The 20,563-nt window shown below is 56.8% G+C and carries 13 protein-coding genes; 4 read left to right on the top strand and 9 right to left on the bottom strand.

Features of this window, described 5'->3' with window-relative positions:
* Window positions 1-744 precede the first annotated feature (744 nt).
* Window positions 745-2,133 (bottom strand): NarK family nitrate/nitrite MFS transporter, encoded by a 1,389-nt coding sequence (locus ACI2J2_RS02940; RefSeq protein WP_404759377.1) that lies wholly within the window; start codon window positions 2,131-2,133, stop codon window positions 745-747.
* A 363-nt stretch (window positions 2,134-2,496) separates the two neighbouring features.
* Here ACI2J2_RS02940 and narX point away from each other — a divergent pair, with 363 nt between their 5' ends.
* Window positions 2,497-4,281 (top strand): nitrate/nitrite two-component system sensor histidine kinase NarX, encoded by a 1,785-nt coding sequence (gene narX, locus ACI2J2_RS02935; protein ID WP_209635404.1) that lies wholly within the window; start codon window positions 2,497-2,499, stop codon window positions 4,279-4,281.
* A gap of 34 nt (window positions 4,282-4,315) precedes the next feature.
* Window positions 4,316-4,966, top strand: a complete 651-nt coding sequence (gene narL / locus ACI2J2_RS02930) for a two-component system response regulator NarL (RefSeq protein ID WP_209635406.1) — start codon at window positions 4,316-4,318, stop codon at window positions 4,964-4,966.
* On the opposite strand, the gene ACI2J2_RS02925 is transcribed toward narL, so the two are convergent.
* The gene (locus ACI2J2_RS02925) at window positions 4,963-6,474 is read right to left on the bottom strand and encodes a YchO/YchP family invasin (RefSeq protein ID WP_404759376.1); all 1,512 of its coding nucleotides are present in this window, start codon (window positions 6,472-6,474) and stop codon (window positions 4,963-4,965) included. The two genes, narL and ACI2J2_RS02925, sit on opposite strands and share 4 nt — an antisense overlap.
* Before the next feature lie 528 nt (window positions 6,475-7,002).
* Between ACI2J2_RS02925 and ACI2J2_RS02920 the strand changes: the two genes are divergently transcribed.
* Together ACI2J2_RS02920 and ACI2J2_RS02915 are read left to right on the top strand one after the other, a co-directional pair.
* A complete protein-coding gene (locus ACI2J2_RS02920; RefSeq protein ID WP_404759375.1) occupies window positions 7,003-7,755 on the top strand; it encodes a prepilin peptidase in 753 nt (250 codons plus the stop codon).
* Window positions 7,756-7,821: 66 nt separating this feature from the next.
* The gene (locus ACI2J2_RS02915; RefSeq protein WP_404759374.1) at window positions 7,822-8,385 is read left to right on the top strand and encodes a YbhB/YbcL family Raf kinase inhibitor-like protein; all 564 of its coding nucleotides are present in this window, start codon (window positions 7,822-7,824) and stop codon (window positions 8,383-8,385) included.
* Here the strand turns inward: ACI2J2_RS02915 and cobA are convergent.
* From cobA to ACI2J2_RS02880, 7 genes are all read right to left on the bottom strand, one after another.
* Window positions 8,332-9,204 carry a uroporphyrinogen-III C-methyltransferase gene (cobA, locus tag ACI2J2_RS02910; protein WP_209635415.1) on the bottom strand — a complete coding sequence of 291 codons (873 nt, stop codon included), beginning with the start codon at window positions 9,202-9,204 and terminating at the stop codon, window positions 8,332-8,334. The genes ACI2J2_RS02915 and cobA overlap by 54 nt on opposite strands.
* A 13-nt stretch (window positions 9,205-9,217) precedes the next feature.
* Window positions 9,218-11,869: a molybdopterin-dependent oxidoreductase gene (locus tag ACI2J2_RS02905; RefSeq protein ID WP_404759373.1), complete on the bottom strand. Its 2,652-nt coding sequence runs from the start codon at window positions 11,867-11,869 to the stop codon at window positions 9,218-9,220.
* Window positions 11,866-16,011 (bottom strand): nitrite reductase large subunit NirB, encoded by a 4,146-nt coding sequence (gene nirB, locus ACI2J2_RS02900; protein ID WP_404759372.1) that lies wholly within the window; start codon window positions 16,009-16,011, stop codon window positions 11,866-11,868. Before nirB ends, ACI2J2_RS02905 begins: the two co-directional genes overlap by 4 nt.
* 10 nt (window positions 16,012-16,021) lie before the next feature.
* Entirely contained in the window at window positions 16,022-16,810 is a 789-nt protein-coding gene (locus ACI2J2_RS02895) for an ABC transporter ATP-binding protein (protein WP_404759371.1), read from the bottom strand.
* A gap of 10 nt (window positions 16,811-16,820) precedes the next feature.
* Window positions 16,821-17,717 carry a nitrate ABC transporter permease gene (gene ntrB / locus ACI2J2_RS02890; RefSeq protein ID WP_404759370.1) on the bottom strand — a complete coding sequence of 299 codons (897 nt, stop codon included), beginning with the start codon at window positions 17,715-17,717 and terminating at the stop codon, window positions 16,821-16,823.
* An 8-nt stretch (window positions 17,718-17,725) separates the two neighbouring features.
* Entirely contained in the window at window positions 17,726-18,985 is a 1,260-nt protein-coding gene (locus ACI2J2_RS02885; protein ID WP_209635426.1) for a CmpA/NrtA family ABC transporter substrate-binding protein, read from the bottom strand.
* Between the two features lie 270 nt (window positions 18,986-19,255).
* Complete coding sequence (locus ACI2J2_RS02880) at window positions 19,256-20,536, bottom strand: nitrate- and nitrite sensing domain-containing protein (RefSeq protein WP_404759369.1); 1,281 nt, start codon at window positions 20,534-20,536, stop codon at window positions 19,256-19,258.
* Window positions 20,537-20,563 lie beyond the last annotated feature (27 nt).

Raw genomic sequence — 20,563 nt, 5'->3', positions numbered from 1 at the left:
TCTTGGAGAGGAACAGATTATACCCGAGCGCGGAATGCGGGATCGGTTACACCTTGTCAGCATTTTTTATTCGGTCCCTGTAGGCTCAGTGCAGGTAGAATTGCCGTAAATACCCTCTATTTCTCTGTAGCCACAATGAACGGCAATTGGAGGGGCCGAAGGCGTGGCCCCTCCACCCGCGCCTTCGCTTAACACCGTCAGCCCTTCGGGTCCCCTCGCTGCACCTGCGTTGTCGGGCGGGTCGGCTACGACAAACGCCCCTGTTAGTCTCGCCTCAACCGGCCTTCCCTGGCCGGTTGCCCCTGACAACGCCGTCTTGCTCGGCAGCCGGTGATGCGCACCAAGGTCAACACCCGAATCGGCAACCACCGGGCAACCCAGCCACTCAGTGTGACGTTGCGCGATGAAAGACAGTGAACATGATGAGATGAGCACGGGGTTGGGCGCCCTGAAGACGTCGAACGCAAGAACAACGAATAGGCGAAACCGCCATGGACGGCGGTTTCAGGCGAGACAGGCAAGGACGCCTGTCGTAGCCGGCCGTGATGCGGTGTGATGAAGTGAGAGCCGTTGGCGCAGCCAACCGTCTGAGTGGGCAAGAGCGCGGGTTGCAAGGGGCCGCGCTTACGGCCCCTTGCTCGGTCGAGGCGCATGAGCCTCATGGTGCTTCGCGCGCTTATCGACCGAAAAGAGCGTTGAACTCGCTAAAAAAACCTACGTGGCCAACATTATCCGAACGTGTGATTACTTTTTACGACCGTAGACCACCCAAGTGATCACAACACAGAGCACATAGAATACCAGGAAGACTTTCATCGCCCCTGCTGGTGAGCCCGTCAGCGCGAGCGAAGTACCGAATGCCTGTGGAATAAAGAAGCCGCCAGCGGCACCTATTGCCGAGATAAACCCCAGCGCCGCCGCAGAATCGGTGACCGCCTCACGCTGTGCACTCTCGTCGCTGCCGCCGCTAGCTTTAACCCGTTCGACGGTGATTTTCCGAAAGATCACGGCAATCATCTGGAAAGTCGAGCCGCTGCCCAAACCGGCTGTCAGGAACAACAACATGAATACGCCGTAAAACGCCATAAATGAACCGCTATCACCGGCACCCGGTAAGGTCAGGAACAGCAATGCGGCAAACACCGCCATCAATATGAAGTTAATCAGCGTGACGCGAATGCCGCCAAAGCGATCGGACAGCGCCCCGCCCACAGGACGAGCTAAAGCACCAAGGAAGGGACCGAAGAAAGCATAATGCAGAATCACAACGTCCGGGAATTGTGTTTTAGACAGCATGGCGAAGCCGGCGGAAAAACCGATAAAGGACCCGAAGGTTGCCAGATACAACAGGCTCAATACCCACAGATGACCGCGTTTAAGCACCGGTAACTGCTGACGCAGCGACGCTTTGGAGGCCGCCAGATCGTTCATGCCAAACCATGCGAACAATGTACCTATCAACAAGAACGGTACCCAAATCCAGGCCGCATTTTCCAACCACAGCTGACTGCCGTCCGGTTGTGTTTGGCCAGTACCGCCAAATACGCCGAATATGGCCACGGAGATCACCAGTGGGGCGACCAGCTGCATCACGCTAACGCCTAAATTGCCCAAACCGCCATTGAGCCCCAGGGCGCCCCCTTGCCGTGCTTTAGGGAAAAAGAAGCTGATGTTGGCCATGCTGGAAGCAAAGTTGGCGCCAGCAAAACCGCACAACAACGCGATGATGACAAACACGCCATAAGGGGTGGTGGCGTCTTGCACGGCAAACCCCAGCCACAGGCAGGGTATCAACAGAAAACAGGTGCTGAACGCCGTCCAACGGCGCCCACCGAACAGCGGGATAACAAACGAATAAGGCACACGCAGAATAGCACCCGACACAGAAGGTAACGCGGTGAGTAAAAACAGCTGATCGGTAGTGAAATTGAAACCGACTTTGTTCAGATTAACCGCCACCGCGCTGAACAACATCCAAACGCAGAAAGCCAACAGTAGGCAGGGAATGGAAATCCACAGGTTGCGGTTGGCAACGCGTTGACCGCGCTGTTGCCAGAATGCGGCATCCTCAGGCTGCCAGTCCTGAATAACCGCGCCTGTTTTTTTTGATAATGACGTTGCAGATTGCGACATAAAAACCTCAGACACAGGGTGATAATTCCGCCCACCCTAGGCGGCGATCCCCCCGGCAAAGTTGATGTAAATCAACCCGGATGCAGGTAGCAAACGCGCGGAAAATCCCCACCAGCCCTTTATGAGTAAGGCGCGCTTTCCCGCAAAAACAATACAAATCAAAAGATTAAAAAATACCCGATGTCATCCTGATGCATCCGCAGCCCAGCCAGGAAACTAGGGGGTACTTCGTTAGAGGTATGGGGTTATGCGCGGGGATAATGAAAAATAATGCTGAATCGTTACTCTATTCACTGGCATCACCTGCTCCTGCACTCAGGTTTCCAGTTGTTGCATTGCGTTACCGCCGGGGATCCAAAACCTATGAAACGCCTGTTAGCTCCGCTTTCCATCGTTAACCAGGTAGCTATATTAATGCTGCTTCTGGGCATATTGGGCGTTGCTGGCATGAGCATTTCTGCCTGGATGTCGCAAAGCATTCAAGGCAATGCGCACGCCATCAATAAAGCCGGTTCCTTACGTATGCAAAGTTACCGTCTGTTGGCACAAGTGCCTTTGAATGCCCACAGCGAAGCGCTGATTCGCGAACTGGATCAGGACGCAAACAGCCCTGATTTGCAGCGTTCGGTACAACAAGAGCAACTGACCGAACAATTTCAGGCACTGCACAATTACTGGCAATTAACGCTGTTGCCACAGCTGCGCAATGCCCAGCGGCCAGCAGAGGCTGCCGCCCAGGTTGCGCATTTCGTGTCACTGCTGGATACGCTGGTTTCCGATATCGACCATCACACCGAACGCCGGCTGTTGACAGTCACCCTGGTGCAGGCGGTGTTTATCGTACTGACATTGCTGCTTTTGGTCGGCACCATTTGCTATCTGCGCCGTCGCCTGCTGCACCCGTGGCGCCAACTGGTGGAGATGGCGCTGTCAGCAGGCCGTGGCGATTTTAGTCGACGCTTTGCTCAACGCGGCCATCAGGATGAAATGGCCTCGCTGGGCGGCGCGTTGAACACCATGTCCGACGAATTGGCCACAATGTATAACGGGCTGGAACAACGCGTTGCGGAAAAAACCGCCGACCTGCAGCAAAAAAATCAGGTGTTGAGTTTTTTGTATTGTGCCAGCCGCCAATTACACGCCAATGAACCGCTGTGCAGCCGACTGACGCCCATCCTCAATAAGCTGCAAGCCCTGACGCCATTACGTGCCATTCAGGTGCGATTGTACGAAAACAACAGCCAAGAACAGTTTGTCCAATTGAGCGGCAACCAGCCGCTTCGACCGGAATACTGCAACAACCCGGTATGTAGCGCTTGTCTCAGCGATGACAGCCCACAGCACGCCGATCTCCCTTTACTGAGCTGGAGCTTGAGCGACAAGCTGGGAGATTACGGCGTCATTATCGCGCAACATACGTCACAGCAGCCGCTGAACGACGACCACCAGCAGTTGATCAACACCCTGGTTGAGCAGTTGACCAGCGTGCTGGCTATTGAGCGCCAGGTTGACCATCAACAACAGCTCATGCTGATGGAGGAACGCGCAGCGATAGCGCGCGAACTGCATGATTCCATTGCCCAGTCGCTGTCATGTTTGAAGATGCAAACCAGTTGCCTGCAAATGCAAGGGGCCGAGCTCTCACCGGCGAATTTGGCGCTGGTTCAGCAAATGCGCGAAGAACTGAACATTGCCTATCGGCAACTGCGCGAATTGCTGACCACTTTCCGTCTACGGTTAACCGAGCCGGGGCTGCTGGCGGCATTGCAGTCGACGGTTCAGGAATTTAGCCAACGGCTCGGCATCACCATCAACCTCGATTATCAATTAACGCCACGTACAGTGCCTGCGTATCAGGCCATCCACCTGTTGCAGATTGCCCGCGAAGCCTTAAGTAACATCCACAAACATGCCCAGGCTAGCCGGGTGAACATTCAGGTCATCAATCAACGAGGGGAAGTGACCCTGAGTGTCAGTGATAACGGTCGTGGGCTGCCGGAAAATACCGCCCGCCCTGATCATTACGGCCTGATAATTATGCGCGATCGCGCCAAAAGCCTGCACGGCCGCTGCGAAATACTGCCCTGCAACGGCGGCGGCACTGAAGTCCGGGTGGTATTCAAACCGGACAACCACGCCATCGACTAAGAGCCGATCCCAATCGGCTCTCATGGGAGAAAACATGACAACTGAAACTGCCGCCACCATTTTACTGATTGACGACCACCCAATGCTGCGTAACGGCGTAAAACAGCTCATCGGCATGGATCCGCGCCTGCAGGTGATCGCCGAGGCCGGTAATGGTGAGCAAGGCGTCACACTGGCCGAAGAGCACGATCCTGATCTGATCCTGCTTGACCTCAACATGCCGGGTATCAACGGGTTGGAAACGCTGGATCGTTTGCGAATGACCGCACTCTCCGGGCGTATTGTCGTGTTTAGCGTCTCGAATCATGAAGATGATGTCGTCAGCGCGCTAAAACGCGGCGCCGATGGCTATCTGCTTAAAGACATGGAACCGGAAGAGTTGCTGAAAGCTTTGCATCAGGCGGCGACCGGTCAAATGGTACTCAGCGAAGCCTTAACGCCCATTCTGGCCGCCAGCCTGCGTGAGAACCGCCCCAGCGCCGAGCGCGATATCCAGCAGCTCACGCCGCGCGAACGCGACATTCTTAAGCTGATCGCTCAAGGCCTGCCGAATAAAATGATCGCACGCAAATTGACCATCACTGAGAGCACCGTCAAGGTGCACGTTAAGCACCTCTTAAAAAAAATGAAGCTGAAGTCGCGCGTTGAGGCCGCAGTATGGGTATTACAGGGTAAGAACGGTTAGTTATCGCCGTATAACGGCCCAGTCTCTGCCGGGATAGCCGGCGTTTGCAGTATTTTTGCCGGTGGCAGACCTTCCTCGTTACCGGCAGACAGCGTCAAAGGCGTTGTCACCTGCAGTTGGATCCAGTTTGAGGTTACCAACTGGTGCTTGTCATCCTCCAGCGTAACCGATAAACGGTAACTGTTGCTGGCACCCGGTGCGTCATCCCATTGCGGCACAATCAGGCTCCATCCATGCGGATCGTTGCTGTTTTGTGACGGCGTCAAGCTCAAGGCCTGGGTGTCTCCCTGCCAGCTGACGTGGGTGATCTTGTTGGTGGTTTTAATTTCCAAGACCAACGGCAGCGTTTCCCCCGGATTCAGTTGCCAGGGGGGTGTCGCCAGGAACACCTGTAGCGTTTTGCGCTGGCGGAACGCCATCACCGGCACATTTTTGCGCTCGATGTTGTCATAACGGCTGCCGCGTAACGACTTGGCCTGCGCAACATATTCTGGCGATATCTGTTTCACCAAAGGCACGCCGAGCCGATAACTTAGCGCCAACTCAACCTGATCCTGACTCACGCCACCCTCACCCATCTTATGCAACGCTTTCACCGTGACCAAGGGAACCGGGGTGTAATTTACCCCCAACTGCATAGCCCGCGGGTCATTTTGCTTTTTACCGCTGCCAAACAGATCGACATTCTCTCCCCAATACTGCTCATAGCTGAGCGAGCCACCAATCTGGCGATAAAATGGCAGGTAGCCTTGCGTAGTAATGTCATAGCCCTTCGCCGGCCGGCTAAGAAACTCCGCGTTATCGGCCTGTTGCGCCAGGGCTGATAACGGGTAGTAATAGTTTGCTGAGAAACGCAGGAAATCGCCCCAGGCCTCCGCTCCCAAGCTGGCGCGGTTGTGATGACGTTCGAAATCGCTGTCGAGCACCGTGTTATACCCGAGTAACCAATCGCCAGCGACCCAGCGCTGCCCAACGCCAAGATTGCCGAGCGAACCGCCCGTTTGCTGCAGCAAACCTATCTGGCTGTAGGTCAGCAGGCCGTTGACATCATAAAGCGGGCTGAACAACTGCCCGCTGCTGCCGGCAAAATCCCCGCGATCGGACATGGCCAACGACAGTTTGGCGGTCCCCAGTGGAGAGAGCAATTCCTGAGCCTGTTGTTGCAATACATCACTGGCTTGGCCCACGGCATAGTTTTCGGCACGGGCACGCACCTGCTGGCCCGAAACGTTATTAAGATTACGTTCCCCCAACTGCTTGGCCATGGTGGCCCACTCTTTCTCGCGTTCGGCATCATTCGACGTGTTGCTGCCCAGCTCAGGAAGACTATCGTCCGCGGTGGGTTGTGGGGTCACGGTGTCTGGCGCTGGCGGGGACTCGGCATAGGCGGGTAACGCACAGGCAAACGCCCCCAACAACCACGCGGCCGGTGAACAACCAGCAAGGCGGGAGAGGACATGAACGGCTTCTCTCATTGTACAACGTGTTTTTTGTATAACGTCTGTCATTACGCAGTCGCCGCCGCCTCATCCAGAAGGCTTGGCGCATAAACCTTTTTTTGCTGCCGCCACTCCAGGCAACAGACACCCCAAGGATCACACACTGGCTGAACAGAGGGCGTTTCTCTGCCGGGTGCCGGGACACCAAAGTGCATCGTAAAACCCAAAGTCTAATCGGTTTCTGATGAGAAACAATCGGATAAACCTCATTTGGCATTGTGACACCGTCACACAAAGCACCACTCGGCAAGAAGAGGTTGCCGTCTTCGGGCTACGGCTTTCATCCCCCCAACCCAAAGGGTAAAATTCACTTTATTTCACTCTCAATTTTGCCTAAAAAAAACGCACACCAAAATACAAAATCATATCAAAACACTGATTACCAATATTAATTTAAAACCTCAGCGCGTTTGCGCTGCCAAGTGCAACACGTTGCGGCCCACCTCGCAAGACTGAAAAACGGCAAATCATTCACTCCCTTCCCACCGGGTTTTGCCGCTATTTTGAACACTACTTTCAGTTCAGCAGGGACATTTTATGTTTAGTGGGCCACCGTTCGAGCTCTGGTATCGCGGGTTTTTTATCCTGGCGATGCTCCTTCCGGCCGCGGCAGCAATACGGCTGATTGATTTACTGTCACAGGGGCTTACGCCACCGCCATCCCCCCCGAAAATACGGTGGGTCTGGTGGATCGCCCTGGGTGCCGGCATGGCGGCACTGCCTTTCAGTATCCCGCTACCACAAGGGTTCTTCTTACTGTCGGCGGCCGCCCTCTTGCTCGCACTGGCGTTCATCGACTGGCAATACCGCTTACTGCCCGATCGCTTGACACAACCGTTACTGTGGGCCGGATTGTGGGTTAACCAGCAGGGTTACTTTACCTCGCTGAGTGAGGCGGTCACGGGCGCAATCGCCGGTTACCTGTCGCTGTGGCTGCTCAATGCGGCCTATAGATGCAAACGTAAAACTGACGGCATCGGCCAAGGCGATTTTAAACTGCTGGCGGCATTGGGTGCCTGGACGGGATGGGCTGCTTTACCGGTGCTGGTCACCGTCGCGGCCGCCGCCGCTCTGTGCACCACGGTTTTGGCCTGTTTATTGCGCAAAACCGACGGGCATTCCCCGCTGCCATTTGGCCTTTATCTGGCCATTTCAGGTTGGTGGATTCTATTATCGATGGCCGACATGGGCATCGTGACCTTCATCAAGGGAAATTCCTTAATTTCAGCTTATTTCACCCCAATGGCAGACAGGCTCTCCCCTTTGGCCACTGTTATAGCCGACTGTTGATCCGGCTGTTATAGCGGGCAAGCCTCTGCGCCACTATGCTTTATTTAAGCAAACACAGGAGGCTGTATGATCGGTCGTGGTTTATCCGCACTCGCGCTCAGCGTGATATTTACGGGTTCGTTACCCTTTGCGGCGCAAGCCGCCAGCACCTTTACCCTCAGCTCACCGGCGTTTCAGGATAACGGTATGCTGGCGCAGAAATATGCCGGCGCCACCCCTGGCAACGCCAGCTGTACCGGCGATAACGTTTCTCCACCGCTAAGCTGGGCCAACCCCCCCGTAGGCACCAAAAGCTTCGCCTTGTTGCTGTCCGATCCAGAAGGCAAAGCCGGTCTGGGCGTCAGCCATTTAGTCGCCTATGGCATCCCTGCCAGCATCAACGGATTCGCTGAAGGCGATCTCACCCAAGGCAAAGGCTTTGTCGGTGGCAAAAACTCACCGGGTACCGCGGTTTATCATGGCCCATGCCCGCCCGCTGGCTCTGGGCTGCATCACTACACGTTTGTGCTGATCGCCACCGATCTCCCCCCGCATGCACTTGGCCCCGGATTAACCCGTGAACAGCTACTGGAAAAACTACAGGGCCACGCCAAGGGCGGTGCGGGCATTATCGGCCGCTTCGGCCAATAGAGGGCTAAAGGCCCGCGCCTTTTGGGGCCGCACAGCGTTGACCGTCACAGGGCGGTGCAGACTGACCACCTCACCAATCACCAGCAGGCTGGGTGACATAGGCCGCTGATTGACGATCAACGCCGGTAGTGAGGACAAAGTACCGATTAATACTCGCTGTTGCGGTTGCGTACCGCGCTCAATGATAGCCAAGGGGGTCTGTCCCGCCATGCCATGGCGTATCAGCTGTGCCGCAATGGTTTCACTCAGGGTCAGCCCCATATAAAACACCAGCGTCTGGCCTGCGGTAACCAGGCTTTGCCAATCCAGATCCACTTCACCGCTGCGGCAATGTCCAGTGACAAAACGCACCGATTGCGCGTAGTCGCGATGGGTCAGCGGAATACCGCTCGCCGCCGCACATCCGCTGGCAGCGGTAATACCCGGTACCACATGACACGGCACGCCATGGCGCTGTAATTGCACCATTTCTTCCCCGCCACGGCCAAAAATAAAGGGGTCCCCTCCTTTCAACCGCACCACCCGATTACCCGCCTGCGCCAGTTCCACCAGCAGGTGTTCGATCTCCACTTGCGACAGGGTGTGGCACCCCATGGATTTACCCACGTCGATTCGCAACGTCTCCAGCGGCAGCAATGCCATTACCGCCGGGGAAACCAGGCGATCGAACACCACCACATCCGCCTGGCGGATCACCCGCAGCGCTTTCAAGGTCAGCAGCTCGGCATCCCCTGGTCCGGCCCCCACCAGCCATACCTCACCGCCACGTACCGGCTGTTGCCTGTCCCCGGCACACAGCAGTTTATCAATCACGTTCATATCGACACCTCCGCTAAGCTACCCGTTGGGACGCATGCTGTTGAATCAGTTTTTTCAGTTCTGGCAGACAAGAACCGCAATGGGTGCCGCATTGCAGGCTGGCTCCCAACGCCTTCGCGCTATGACACCCTGACTGGATCGCCGCAATGATGCGATTTTCCCCTACGCCAAAGCAGCTACAAACCGTCGCACCCGCCGCAGGTTGATCGGCGGCTCCACGCCCTGCCAGCAGCGCCAGCCGTTGCGGTCCGCTGGCGGGTGCCTGTTTAAACGCAGTAAGGATCGCCGGTCGATCGAGCGCGGGTGCATGCTGGCGGGCATAAAACGCCAATTGCACCTCGCCTTGCCGCCAGCCAATCAGATGCAGACCCCGCTGTGCCAGCTGTGCCGTTTGCAATGTCAGGCCCGCCAACGTGAAATGCTGCTGTAACCAGGCTTGCCAATCTTCAACCGGTTGCTGCCCAGCCATGATGTAGTGCGTCAAGCCGTCCTGCGCGACCCGGCTCCAGTAAATGCCCTTGGGCGCGGCTACCTCAGCACGCAAAAAAATCTCCGCCTGCCAACTCACTGGCCACGGGCTTACTCGCACCGGCGCATGTTTGCTTTCTGGCTGCCCGGAATCGGCATCCACCACGGGTGGGATCAGGCTGTCAACCCGCCCCTGTCCGGTAAATTGGCCGTTCCAGTGCATAGGAACGAACACGCTGCCGCGACGTTGCCCTGGACTGCACTGCGCTCGTGCCAGCATCCAGCCATGCGGAGAGCTGAGCCGTACCACGCTGCTGTCAGCAATCCCCAACTCGGCGGCGTCCTGTGGATGTATTTCACAGAAAGGTTCGCTCAAATGGCGCATCAGCCGCGCCGCTTTACCGGTGCGTGTCATGGTGTGCCATTGATCGCGGATACGCCCCGTATTCAGTACCAGTGGATAGCGCTGCGATACCGCATTTTGCGGCAGGCGCGGCGTCACCGGCAGTAATCGCGCCTTGCCGTCAGCATGGAAAAATCGCTTATCACCAAACAAGCGCAGGCAACCGGCAGGATGTTGTTCATTCACCGGCCACTGCACCGGCGTCATGCCTAACCATTGCTGCTTATCCCATCCCGCCAACAGGCCGATGTCAAACGCGCGCGTTCCGTTATTTTCAAATGCGGACAGTGCTGCATGTTCGCTGAAAATCTCTGACGGATGCTGGTAACCAAATGCCTCACCATAACCCATACGTTGCGCAACCTGGCTGAGGATCCACCAGTCAGCCCGGGCTTGTCCCGGTGGCGACAGAAAAGCACGCTGGCGTGAAATGCAGCGTTCAGAGTTAGTCACGCTGCCCTCTTTTTCCCCCCAGGCCAGCGCCGGCAAGCGAATATGCGCCAACTCGGCGGTATCGGTCATTGCCATTACGTCGGATACCACCACCAGCGGGCATTGCTTCAGCGCCTGCCGCACGGCATCGGCATCGGGCAGAGAGACCGCCGGGTTGGTGCCCATGATCCACACCGCTTTCACCTGCCCGGCCGCTATCGCCTGAAACAACGCCACCGCATTCAGCCCCGGCTGGCGGGCGATGCGGGGTGATTGCCAAAAACGTTGTACCCGGTCGGTCTCTTCGGCACTGAATCCCATATGCGCTGCCAGTTGATTGGCTAACCCACCCACTTCGCGTCCGCCCATGGCATTGGGTTGACCGGTTATCGAAAACGGACCGCTGCCCGCCCGACCAATGCGTCCCCCCGCCAGGTGCAGGTTGATAATCGCATTGCATTTATCCGCACCACTTGCGGACTGGTTAATGCCCATCGAATAAAGCGTCACCCAGTTGTAGGACGTGGTCAGCAATTGGAAAAACGTCAGTACTGTCCGCAGCGGCAATCCGCAAAACTCTGCGACCCGCTGCGGCGTCCACTCTGCTGCCGCTGCCAATGTCGCCTCTGTGCCACTGGCATGCTGTTGCAAAAAGGCACTATCCAGGCCGTCCTGTTCAACCAACCAACACAGTGCGCCCGTAAATAACGCGGCGTCAGTGCCGGGTTGCAGCGGCAAATGTACGTCGGCAATATCACAGGTTGCCGTCTCTCGTGGGTCAATCACCACCACCCGCATCTGCGGGCGTTGCTGCCGCGCGTTCACCAGACGCTGATAGACCACCGGGTGCGCCCACGCAGTGTTAGAACCGGTCAATATCACCAAATCCGCCTGTTCGATATCTTCATAACAACAGGGCACGGCATCGCCACCAAATGCTCGCTTGTAGCCAACCACGGCAGATGCCATACACAACCGGGAGTTGGTATCGATATTGGCCGCACCAATGAATCCTTTCATCAGTTTGTTCGCCACATAATAGTCTTCGGTCAGCAGTTGGCCTGAGGCATAAAACGCCACGGCCTGCGGCCCATGTTGTTCAATAATATGGTTAAAACGCTGTGCCACTTGCCCAAGCGCCCGCTCCCAGGTGGCTGATTGGCCATCGACCTGCGGTTGCAGCAGGCGGCCCGCCAGATCCAGCGTTTCACCCAGCGCACTGCCTTTTACACAGAGCCTCCCCTGATTGGCCGGGTGCGCAGTATCACCGCCAATCGTCAACGCACCGTTGTTCTGCTGCGCTATAGTCACCCCACAGCCAACCCCGCAGTAAGGACAGGTGGTGCAATGCACGGCGGTCATGATGTTACGTCCAGCGTTTCGGGCAACGCACTCCGTACCCCCAATGGCGTGCTACACACCCACACTCGGTCTGCCTCCACCTTTACCGGCCAGGCGGTGACCCTGCGTTCGGCATTATCCACGCAGATGCCGTCGCTCAGGCGGAAACGTTGTTTGTACAGCGGGGAAATCACGACGGGCTCGCCCCCCACGTCGCCGAGCAACCCGCGTGCCAGCACATTGGCGTCACTGTCAGGCTCTTGGTTAGCCAGCGCATAAACACCGCTGCCCGGTAAATTAAACAGGGCGATTTGCCGCTGCCCCAGACGGGCCGCAATTCCCGTATTGTCCGGAATATCCACCAGTGCGCAGATATCCAGCCATTGTTCTTTTGTGTTCGGCGCCGGTTGCACCTCGATCACCTGGCCACGCTCCTCCCCCGTAGCCGGACGGCGTTGCCCGCGCTCCGGCTGCCAGACGATTGCCTCATCGGGCTGCTCGCTGTTAACAAACGGACGGAACAGCTTCAGACGATCCGGACTGGCGAGCGTGGTTTGCCATTCACATTGGTAATGGCTGACCACAGTTTCCATTTCGGCATCCAATTCGCTACCGATCCCCAGGCTGTCCTGCAAAACCACTTCACGCAGGTAGTCCAGCCCCCCCTCAAGATTGTCCATCCAGGTGCTGGTGCGCTGCAGGCGATCGGCAGTACGAATGTAGAACATCAGGAAACGATCGACCGTACGGATCAGCGTGGCGGTATCAAGATCGCTGGCAAACAAATCTGCATGGCGTGGTTTCATGCCGCCGTTGCCGCACAGGTACAGGTTCCAGCCTTTATCGGTTGCTATGACCCCAACGTCTTTGCTCTGCGCCTCCGCACACTCTCGGGTGCAGCCGGAAACCGCCATCTTGATTTTGTGCGGCGATCGCAACCCCTTGTAACGGTGCTCCAGATCGATAGCCAGCGCGGTAGAGTCCTGCACGCCATAGCGGCACCAACTGGAGCCAACGCAAGATTTTACCGTGCGCAGTGACTTGCCGTAGGCATGCCCGGTCTCAAACCCGGCGTCGATCAATTGCTGCCAAATCTCCGGTAATTGCTCCAATCGTGCGCCAAACATGTCAACCCGCTGGCCGCCGGTAATCTTGGTGTAGAGTTGATAGCGCAAAGCGATTTGACCGATGGCGATCAGCCCTGCCGGGGTTATTTCACCGGCCGGTACCCGCGGCACCACCGAGTAAGTCCCGTCTTTTTGGATATTGGCAAAGAAGCGGTCGTTGGTATCTTGCAGGGGCAGATGCGGAGGTTTGAGCAGATACTCATTCCAACACGACGCCAGAATAGATCCCACCAGTGGTTTACATACTTCGCAGCCGTGACCATGACCATGCCGAGCCAAGAGCTCATCAAAGGTGCGGATATGGCCAACGCGAACCAGGTGATACAGCTCCTGGCGTGAGTAAGCGAAATGCTCGCAAACGTCTTTTTTTACTACCACGCCACGCTGCTGCAGTTCATGTTCCATCACGTGTTTAACCAGTGCAGCGCAACCGCCACAGCCGGTCCCCGCTTTGGTGCAGGCTTTCACCGCGGCCAAATCGCCACACCCTTGGGCCACTGCGTCGCTGATGTTGGCCTTGCTGACGTTATGACAGGAGCAAATCTGCGCCGTTGCCGGCAGCGCCGATACCCCCAGTGCTTTCGGCATCACCCCGGACGAGGTGGGTAAAATCAGGCTTTCCGGTGCGGCAGGCAACGGCATATCATTGAGCATCATTTGCTGTAGTGTGCTGTATTCGCTACTGTCACCTACCAATACCGCGCCCAGTAACCGTTTACCGTCGGCATCGATGACCATTTTTTTATACACCTGCGCCGGGCCATCGACCCAATTGTAACTTTGGCTGCCCGGCGTATGCCCGTGGGCATCGCCGATCGAGGCAACCTCGACACCCAACAGTTTCAGTTTGGTGCTCATGTCCGCGCCGCAGAACACGCTATCGTGCCCCGCCAAGCAATCCGCCAGCGTACGCGCCATCTGATAACCCGGTGCCACCAGTCCGAAAATTTGCCCGTTCCACAACGCACATTCGCCGATGGCGTAGATCGCCTCATCACTGGTTCGACACTGGCTATCGATCACGATGCCACCGCGTGCGCCCACCTCCAGCGCCGCAGCGCGAGCAAGTTGGTCACGGGGACGAATTCCGGCGGAAAAAAGAATTAAATCAGCCTCTAAGCGTTCATCATCAGCAAAAACCATGCAGTGACGGTGTAACGAACCGTCAATAATCGCCTGCGTTTGTTTACCGGTATGCACGCTGACGCCCAACGCTTCAATTTTTTTGCGCAGCATGGTCGCACCACCGTCATCGAGCTGTACCCCCATCAGGCGCGGGGCAAACTCGACCACGTGGGTGTTCAAGCCAAGCTGGCGCAGCGCGTTGGCGGCCTCCAACCCGAGCAAGCCGCCGCCGACCACCACCCCCACGCGGGCAGTGCTGGCGCAGTCCGCAATGGCGTCCAGATCCTCAAGTGTGCGGTAAACCAGGCAACCCGGACGGTCGTTGCCTGGAATGGGCGGAACAAAGGGGTAAGAACCGGTTGCCAGTACCAGTTGGTCATAGGCCGTTTCACGTCCTTCGGCATCAATCACGCATTTACGTTGGCAATCGATAGCGCAAACTGCCTGTCCCAAGCGCAGCTCTATACCGTTCTGCTCGAAGAAGCCAGCCGCCACCATTGACAGCGAGTCTGCACTACGGCCGGAAAAAAACTCGGACAAATGTACCCGGTCATATGCCGCGACCGGCTCTTCGCCAAACACCACAATGTGGTACTGCTGGTGCAACTCGCGAATAACCAGTTGTTCCAGGAAGTGATGCCCAACCATGCCGTGTCCGGCAACCAACAGAACGGGTTTGTGCATATCAGAAATCCTCTCTTCAGACGCCATTGGCGCCTCAGGTTCACTATGGCCAAACAACAGGGCATCCGGTTGTTGAACCGGTTGGCTAAGCTGTTGCAGATAAAAGGCGCTGTCCTGAGCGTCGCCATACAGCACCACGCCCTGTAATCTGCCGTCACGTACCAGCAACCGACGGTAATGCTGCACCTGTGGATCTTCAGCGTGATAAGTCTCAGTCTGCGCGTCTGCCGCCATTTCCCCAGCGCTGAATACTTCAATCCCGCTCACCTTCAGACGGGTATGCAGTGGGGTCGGTCGATAACCCGCCACTGATTCACCACTCAGTTGTTGTGCCAACAGCCCGGCCTGCTGCCAGCAAGGCGCCACCAGGCCGAAGGTTGTGCTGCCAAACTGGGCACATTCACCGATGGCGAACACGGTGGGATCGTCAGTTTGCATCCGATCGTTGATCGCAATGCCGCGATCGCAAGCCAGTCCAGCAGCCTGTGCAAGGCTGATCTCAGGTCGTACACCCATGGCAATGACCACCAGTTCACAGTCCAGTTGTTGCCCATTGCTCAACGTGGCGCGGCTCACCCGATCGCTGCCATGAAATTGGTTAACCTCACACCGCAACCGGCATTCGATACCCCGTTGCCGCAAGGTATGTTGCAGCATCCGTCCTGCGTGTGCGTCTAACTGCCGCTCCATCAAATGCTCGCCACGGTGCACCACGGTGACCCCCATGCCGCGCTGCGCCAGCGCCGCCGCCGCTTCAATACCCAAAACCCCGCCCCCTACCACCAACGCTGGTCTGCCTGTGCCGCAGTGACTCAGCATTGCCTCAACGTCATCCAGCGTGCGAAAGCCATAAATGCCCTTTAATGTCCCCCCCTCTACCGAGGGCCGTAACGGGCGCGAACCGGTAGCGAACACCAGCAGGTCATAAGGCAGTTGATGCCGGGCCGTGATTACGCACTTTTGCTGCCGATCGACCCTCAACGCAGGCTCTCCAGACAGCAGTTGCACACGGTGTTGCCGATACCAGTCATCGTCATGCAGCAGGGTATCGGCAAACGTCTTGTCTCCTGCCAGCACGGGTGACAGCAAAATACGGTTGTAATTGCCGCGTGGCTCATCACCAATTACCGAGATGGCATAACGCTCAGGTACTCGCTGGCACAGGGTTTCCACCAACCGCATACCGGCCATGCCGTTGCCAATCACCACCAGTTTGGATTTGTCCATCTTCTGGCTCTCATGCCGCTTTCGCGTGCTTCTCATAAAGGAACTTCAGCACTTGCTGACGGTAATGGTGATAGTCCGGGGAGTCCGCTAGCTCAACCCTTGAGCGTGGGCGTGGCAGTGCCACGTGCAGAATTTCGCCGACGGTGGCCGAGGGGCCATTGGTCATCATCAATACCCGATCCGACAGCAGCACCGCCTCGTCCACATCATGAGTAATCAGCACCAGGGTGGTATGCAAACGCTGCTGGATTTCCATCACCGCATCCTGCAAATGTGCGCGGGTCAGCGCATCCAGCGCACCAAAGGGTTCGTCCATCAAAAGTACCTTGGGTTTCATCGCCAGCGCGCGAGCAATGCCGACGCGTTGTTTCATACCGCCAGAAATTTCGTGTGGCCGTTTGTGTAGCGCGTGACTCATGTGCACCAACGCCAGGTTGTGTTCGATCCAGTCACGCATTTCGCTGCGGTTCATCTCTTGGCGAAACACCTGATGCACCGCCAACGCCACGTTCTCATAGGTGGTCAGCCACGGCAGCAGCGAATGGTTTTGAAACACGACGCCCCGGTCCGGGCCAGGCCCGGTAATATGCTGGTTATCGCACAACAGCACGCCGTCACTGGGCAACGTAAGCCCGGCAATCAAGTTCAGCAGGGTTGATTTACCACAGCCGGAATGGCCGATCAGGCTGACTGTCTCTCCGGCCTGAATATCAAAACTCACCCTATCCAGTGCGATAAATTCCCCTTGTGGCGTAGCAAAGCGCTGGCTGACGTTTTGGACCTGAATAATGGGTTTCATGGCGTGCTCCTTAACGACTCTGATAGCTAAAACGTTTTGCCAACAACATCAGCCCCTGCTCTAGCAGCAACCCGACCACGCCGATCACAATGATGGCGATAATGATGTTTTCGACGTTGAGGTTGTTCCACTCATTCCAGATCCAAAAACCGATGCCGACGCCGCCGGTCAGCATTTCTGCCGCCACGATCACCAGCCAGGCAATACCTATCGACAGGCGCACGCCGGTCAATACGTAAGGCAGCACCGCCGGGAAAAGTATTTTGCGCATCACCGTCCACTCCGACAGCTTGAGCACCCGCGCCACGTTGAGATAATCCTGCGGAATACGCGTGACGCCTTCCGCGGTATTGAGGATCATCGGCCAGATCGAACAGATGAAAATGGTCCATGTTGACGCCGGTTCCGCACGTTGGAACAGCAGCAGACCAATCGGCAGCCAGGCCAATGGGCTCACCGGGCGCAACAGCGAAATGATCGGGTTAAGCATGTTGGCCAGAAACGCAAAGCGCCCCAGCAGAAAGCCGGCAGAGATCCCCACCAGCGCCGCCAGCCCAAAACCCGTCGCCACGCGCTGCAACGAAGCCAACACGTTCCAGCCAATACCCTGGTCGTTCGGCCCGGCGGAATAAAATGGATCGGCAAACAGCACCAGAGCCGCCTGCCAGGTGGCCCAAGGCGTAGGAAACCCCTTGCTGTTAAGCGCCGCTATTTGCCACACCACCAAGGTCAATATCACCCCCAAAAGCGCAGGTATCCCGCGACGAAAACACCGCTGAAGGTATAAACGCCAACGAGGAGCACGCGGCGACGACGGAGTGCTCGGTCGCTTCAATGGCACAATTTGCGCACTGACTTCCACACCTGATGACACAGGAATATCTCTCCGTTCAGCCAGATTCTTCATTGGTTACCTCAGCGCTTTAAAGTGAAACCGTTGGCGTATTCCGCCGGATTGCTGCCGTCCCATCGTTTGCCGTCAAACAACGTGCTGGTGCGCATATCGCTGGCGGGCAAACTCACCCCACCCACCGCGCTGGCTGCCTGTTTGTAGATCTCAATACGGTTTATTTTCTGGGCAACGCCCAGATAATCAGGTTCGGTATTCAGCAGGCCCCAACGCCGATGCTGTGTCAGGAACCACATACCGTCGGACAAATAGGGATAGCTCACCTCCCCATCGTGGAAAAAGCGCATCGCGTGGGCATCTTGCCAAGACTTGCCCAGGCCGTTTTGATACTGACCGAGCATGCGACCGGTAATGATTTCCGGTTTGGTATTGATATAGGCGCGCCCTGCCACGGTGTTCGCCGTTTCCTGGCGAGTGGCATCTGAACTGTCGATCCAGCGTGCGGCATCCAATACCGCAGCAGTCAGCGCACGCGCACTGTTGGGGTGAGTCGCCACCCAGTTACCTGTCGTACCCAGCACCTTTTCCGGATGATCGGGCCAAATATCCTGACTGGTGATCGCGGTAAATCCGATGTTCTCGGCAATCGCACGTTGGTTCCACGGCTCACCTACGCAGAAGCCGCTCATGTTGCCGATCTTCATGTTCATCACCATCTGCGGCGGCGGCACCACGACGTTACGTACGTCATCAAACGGATGGATACCGGCGTTCGCCAGCCAGTAATACAGCCACATGGCGTGGGTACCGGTTGGGAAGGTTTGGGCAAAGGTATAAGTCCCTTTGGCGCTGGCATCGACAGCCTTTTTCAACGTCGCCGCATCGGTGACACCGGCTTGTTTCAACTGATTGGAAAGCGTAATCGCCTGACCGTTATTGTTGAGTGTCATCAACACGGCCATATCATGCTGCGGCCCTGCGGCACCCAGCTGCAGGCCATAAACCATGCCGTACAACACGTGCGCCGCATCCAGCTCGCCGGACAGCAATTTATCGCGCACCGCTGCCCAACTGGCTTCCTTGCTTGGGATGATTTTGATGCCGTACTTCTGATCAAACTGTTTCACCGCAGCCATCACCACAGACGCGCAGTCGGTGAGAGGAATAAAGCCCACGCGGATCTCTTTTTTCTCCGGTGCGTCAGAGCCTGCGGCCCAGGCAGCATTCATCAGACCGGGCAACATCATGCTGCCGCCCAGCGCCGCGCTACCGGCCAGAAAACGGCGGCGCGTCAAGCTAAGCCCCGGGGGTTTTGTGTGCGTCATCAGCAAGTCCTTCAATCAGGCGATAAAATAAAAAAGGCGTCCCATCAGCACATTCCACCGTTGGGGTGAACATGCTGAAAGGACGCCTTTATCCAAAATATTATTGGTAACCCGACCGCCATTGGCCGGGTTACGTTTTATTTAATGCAGCTTGCGTGCCAACTCCGTAACCCGTGGATTTTCCGGCGCAACGCGCCACCGCGCCTTGCATTGTGGTTTTTTCTGCACAGTCGCAAGGCAGTAACTGCACTGACTGTGTGCATATACTCCTTAGGGAGTACCTCCTGCCGGTGGCAAAATATCCGCTACCGCCAGCATGGCGTTGGCGATATCAATCAGCCGCCGATTTTGGTTCATCGCCATGTTGAGCAGTAACCGGTGGGCCTGTGCCTCCGTCAGCCCCCGATGCTGCATCAGCAGCCCTTTGGCACGCTCAATTTCTTTGCGCTCATGCAGTGTTGCCCGCGCCGTTGCCAGTTCCTCCGACAAGACCTGTAACCGTTGTGACTGCTGTTGGATCAGCTCCAGCATCGAGCGTCCCAGACGTGGATTGATGCCGTCCCCCACCAGCGGCGACGCATCCCCCAAGGGCGCGGCCACGAACACTGCGTAGCTTTCTTTCGCCTGCGGCGGAACGTCACCCACGCAATCCGTCGCTAGCGCGCGCTGGGCCTGCGCCAGACTATGGCGACAACTGGCCATCAGTGCCTCTTCCAACCGGTCCTCAATGTGCTTCATCAGATCGATACGCGCACTGGTAATCTCGAACCAACGCAGGCTGCTATCAGCGCGATCGCTCAGTTGCAATTGGGTGCACGCGATACGACGCAGGCGCTCAAATTCGCGGTCATCCTGCTGTTGCATACGTTGCCATTGGTCTAACGAGGATTGATCGGCAAACTCACTGAAGGTATGAAAACAGCGCTCCTGTCCCTCAATAAGCATCAAAAGTTGTTGGTGTGCCGTATTATCAAAACGCATAGCGGCGAAACCGGCCGAGCCGATCGCCCGCTCTTGCCCCGCCAACTCCTTGCCCTGCATAAAGCTGAACATAGCGATCAAAGCGCGTGCCGTTCTGGGATCCACGCAGGCATCCGCCGCTTCGAATACCAGCGCCAACAAACTGTGAATGATGTCATTGAACGTGTTCATTGCCACAGGTTGCAACATCTGCCGCTGCTGCACTTGACGGCGAAGTTCAGGCAAAGCCGTAAGATTATGCAACGCGCAGGCAATACGGCTGAACAGACGGCTGGCGCTGACCAGCGGAGCGCTATTGTCGTCCAACTGCGCCAACTGTCGTTGCACTTCAAGCTCGGCCTGCTTCACGTCCTGAGCGCGTCCGGCTAGCCGCTCGCTGAACAGCGCTCCTTGCGAACAGAGGTAAATATTGACGGTACCGCGTTCCCGCTGGAGCACATGGATCAGTTGGCTGACCCGACCAACCAACTTCCCCATCTGCAACAGCTGCTGCAACAGGGTAATTTCACAACGTTTTGAAGCCAGCAAAAAATCGCCGGCGCGAGAAGGGAAAGCGTGATTACGGCTCATGACAGGATCCCCGAGTCGGTAAATACA

Source organism: Serratia sp. NPDC087055, assembly GCF_044900985.1.
Lineage (GTDB): Bacteria > Pseudomonadota > Gammaproteobacteria > Enterobacterales > Enterobacteriaceae > Serratia.
Note: the sequence above shows the minus strand (reverse complement) of the source record. Positions and strands in the feature narration are given on the sequence as shown.

Excerpts from the sequence above, each read along its gene's own strand:
- ACI2J2_RS02940 (WP_404759377.1), bottom strand. The coding sequence starts at position 2,133 with ATGTCGCAATCTGCAACGTCATTATCAAAAAAAACAGGCGCGGTTATT.
- narX (WP_209635404.1), top strand. The coding sequence starts at position 2,497 with ATGAAACGCCTGTTAGCTCCGCTTTCCATCGTTAACCAGGTAGCTATA.
- narL (WP_209635406.1), top strand. The coding sequence starts at position 4,316 with ATGACAACTGAAACTGCCGCCACCATTTTACTGATTGACGACCACCCA.
- ACI2J2_RS02925 (WP_404759376.1), bottom strand. The coding sequence starts at position 6,474 with ATGACAGACGTTATACAAAAAACACGTTGTACAATGAGAGAAGCCGTT.
- ACI2J2_RS02920 (WP_404759375.1), top strand. The coding sequence starts at position 7,003 with ATGTTTAGTGGGCCACCGTTCGAGCTCTGGTATCGCGGGTTTTTTATC.
- ACI2J2_RS02915 (WP_404759374.1), top strand. The coding sequence starts at position 7,822 with ATGATCGGTCGTGGTTTATCCGCACTCGCGCTCAGCGTGATATTTACG.
- cobA (WP_209635415.1), bottom strand. The coding sequence starts at position 9,204 with ATGAACGTGATTGATAAACTGCTGTGTGCCGGGGACAGGCAACAGCCG.
- ACI2J2_RS02905 (WP_404759373.1), bottom strand. The coding sequence starts at position 11,869 with ATGACCGCCGTGCATTGCACCACCTGTCCTTACTGCGGGGTTGGCTGT.
- nirB (WP_404759372.1), bottom strand. The coding sequence starts at position 16,011 with ATGGACAAATCCAAACTGGTGGTGATTGGCAACGGCATGGCCGGTATG.
- ACI2J2_RS02895 (WP_404759371.1), bottom strand. The coding sequence starts at position 16,810 with ATGAAACCCATTATTCAGGTCCAAAACGTCAGCCAGCGCTTTGCTACG.
- ntrB (WP_404759370.1), bottom strand. The coding sequence starts at position 17,717 with ATGAAGAATCTGGCTGAACGGAGAGATATTCCTGTGTCATCAGGTGTG.
- ACI2J2_RS02885 (WP_209635426.1), bottom strand. The coding sequence starts at position 18,985 with ATGACGCACACAAAACCCCCGGGGCTTAGCTTGACGCGCCGCCGTTTT.
- ACI2J2_RS02880 (WP_404759369.1), bottom strand. The coding sequence starts at position 20,536 with ATGAGCCGTAATCACGCTTTCCCTTCTCGCGCCGGCGATTTTTTGCTG.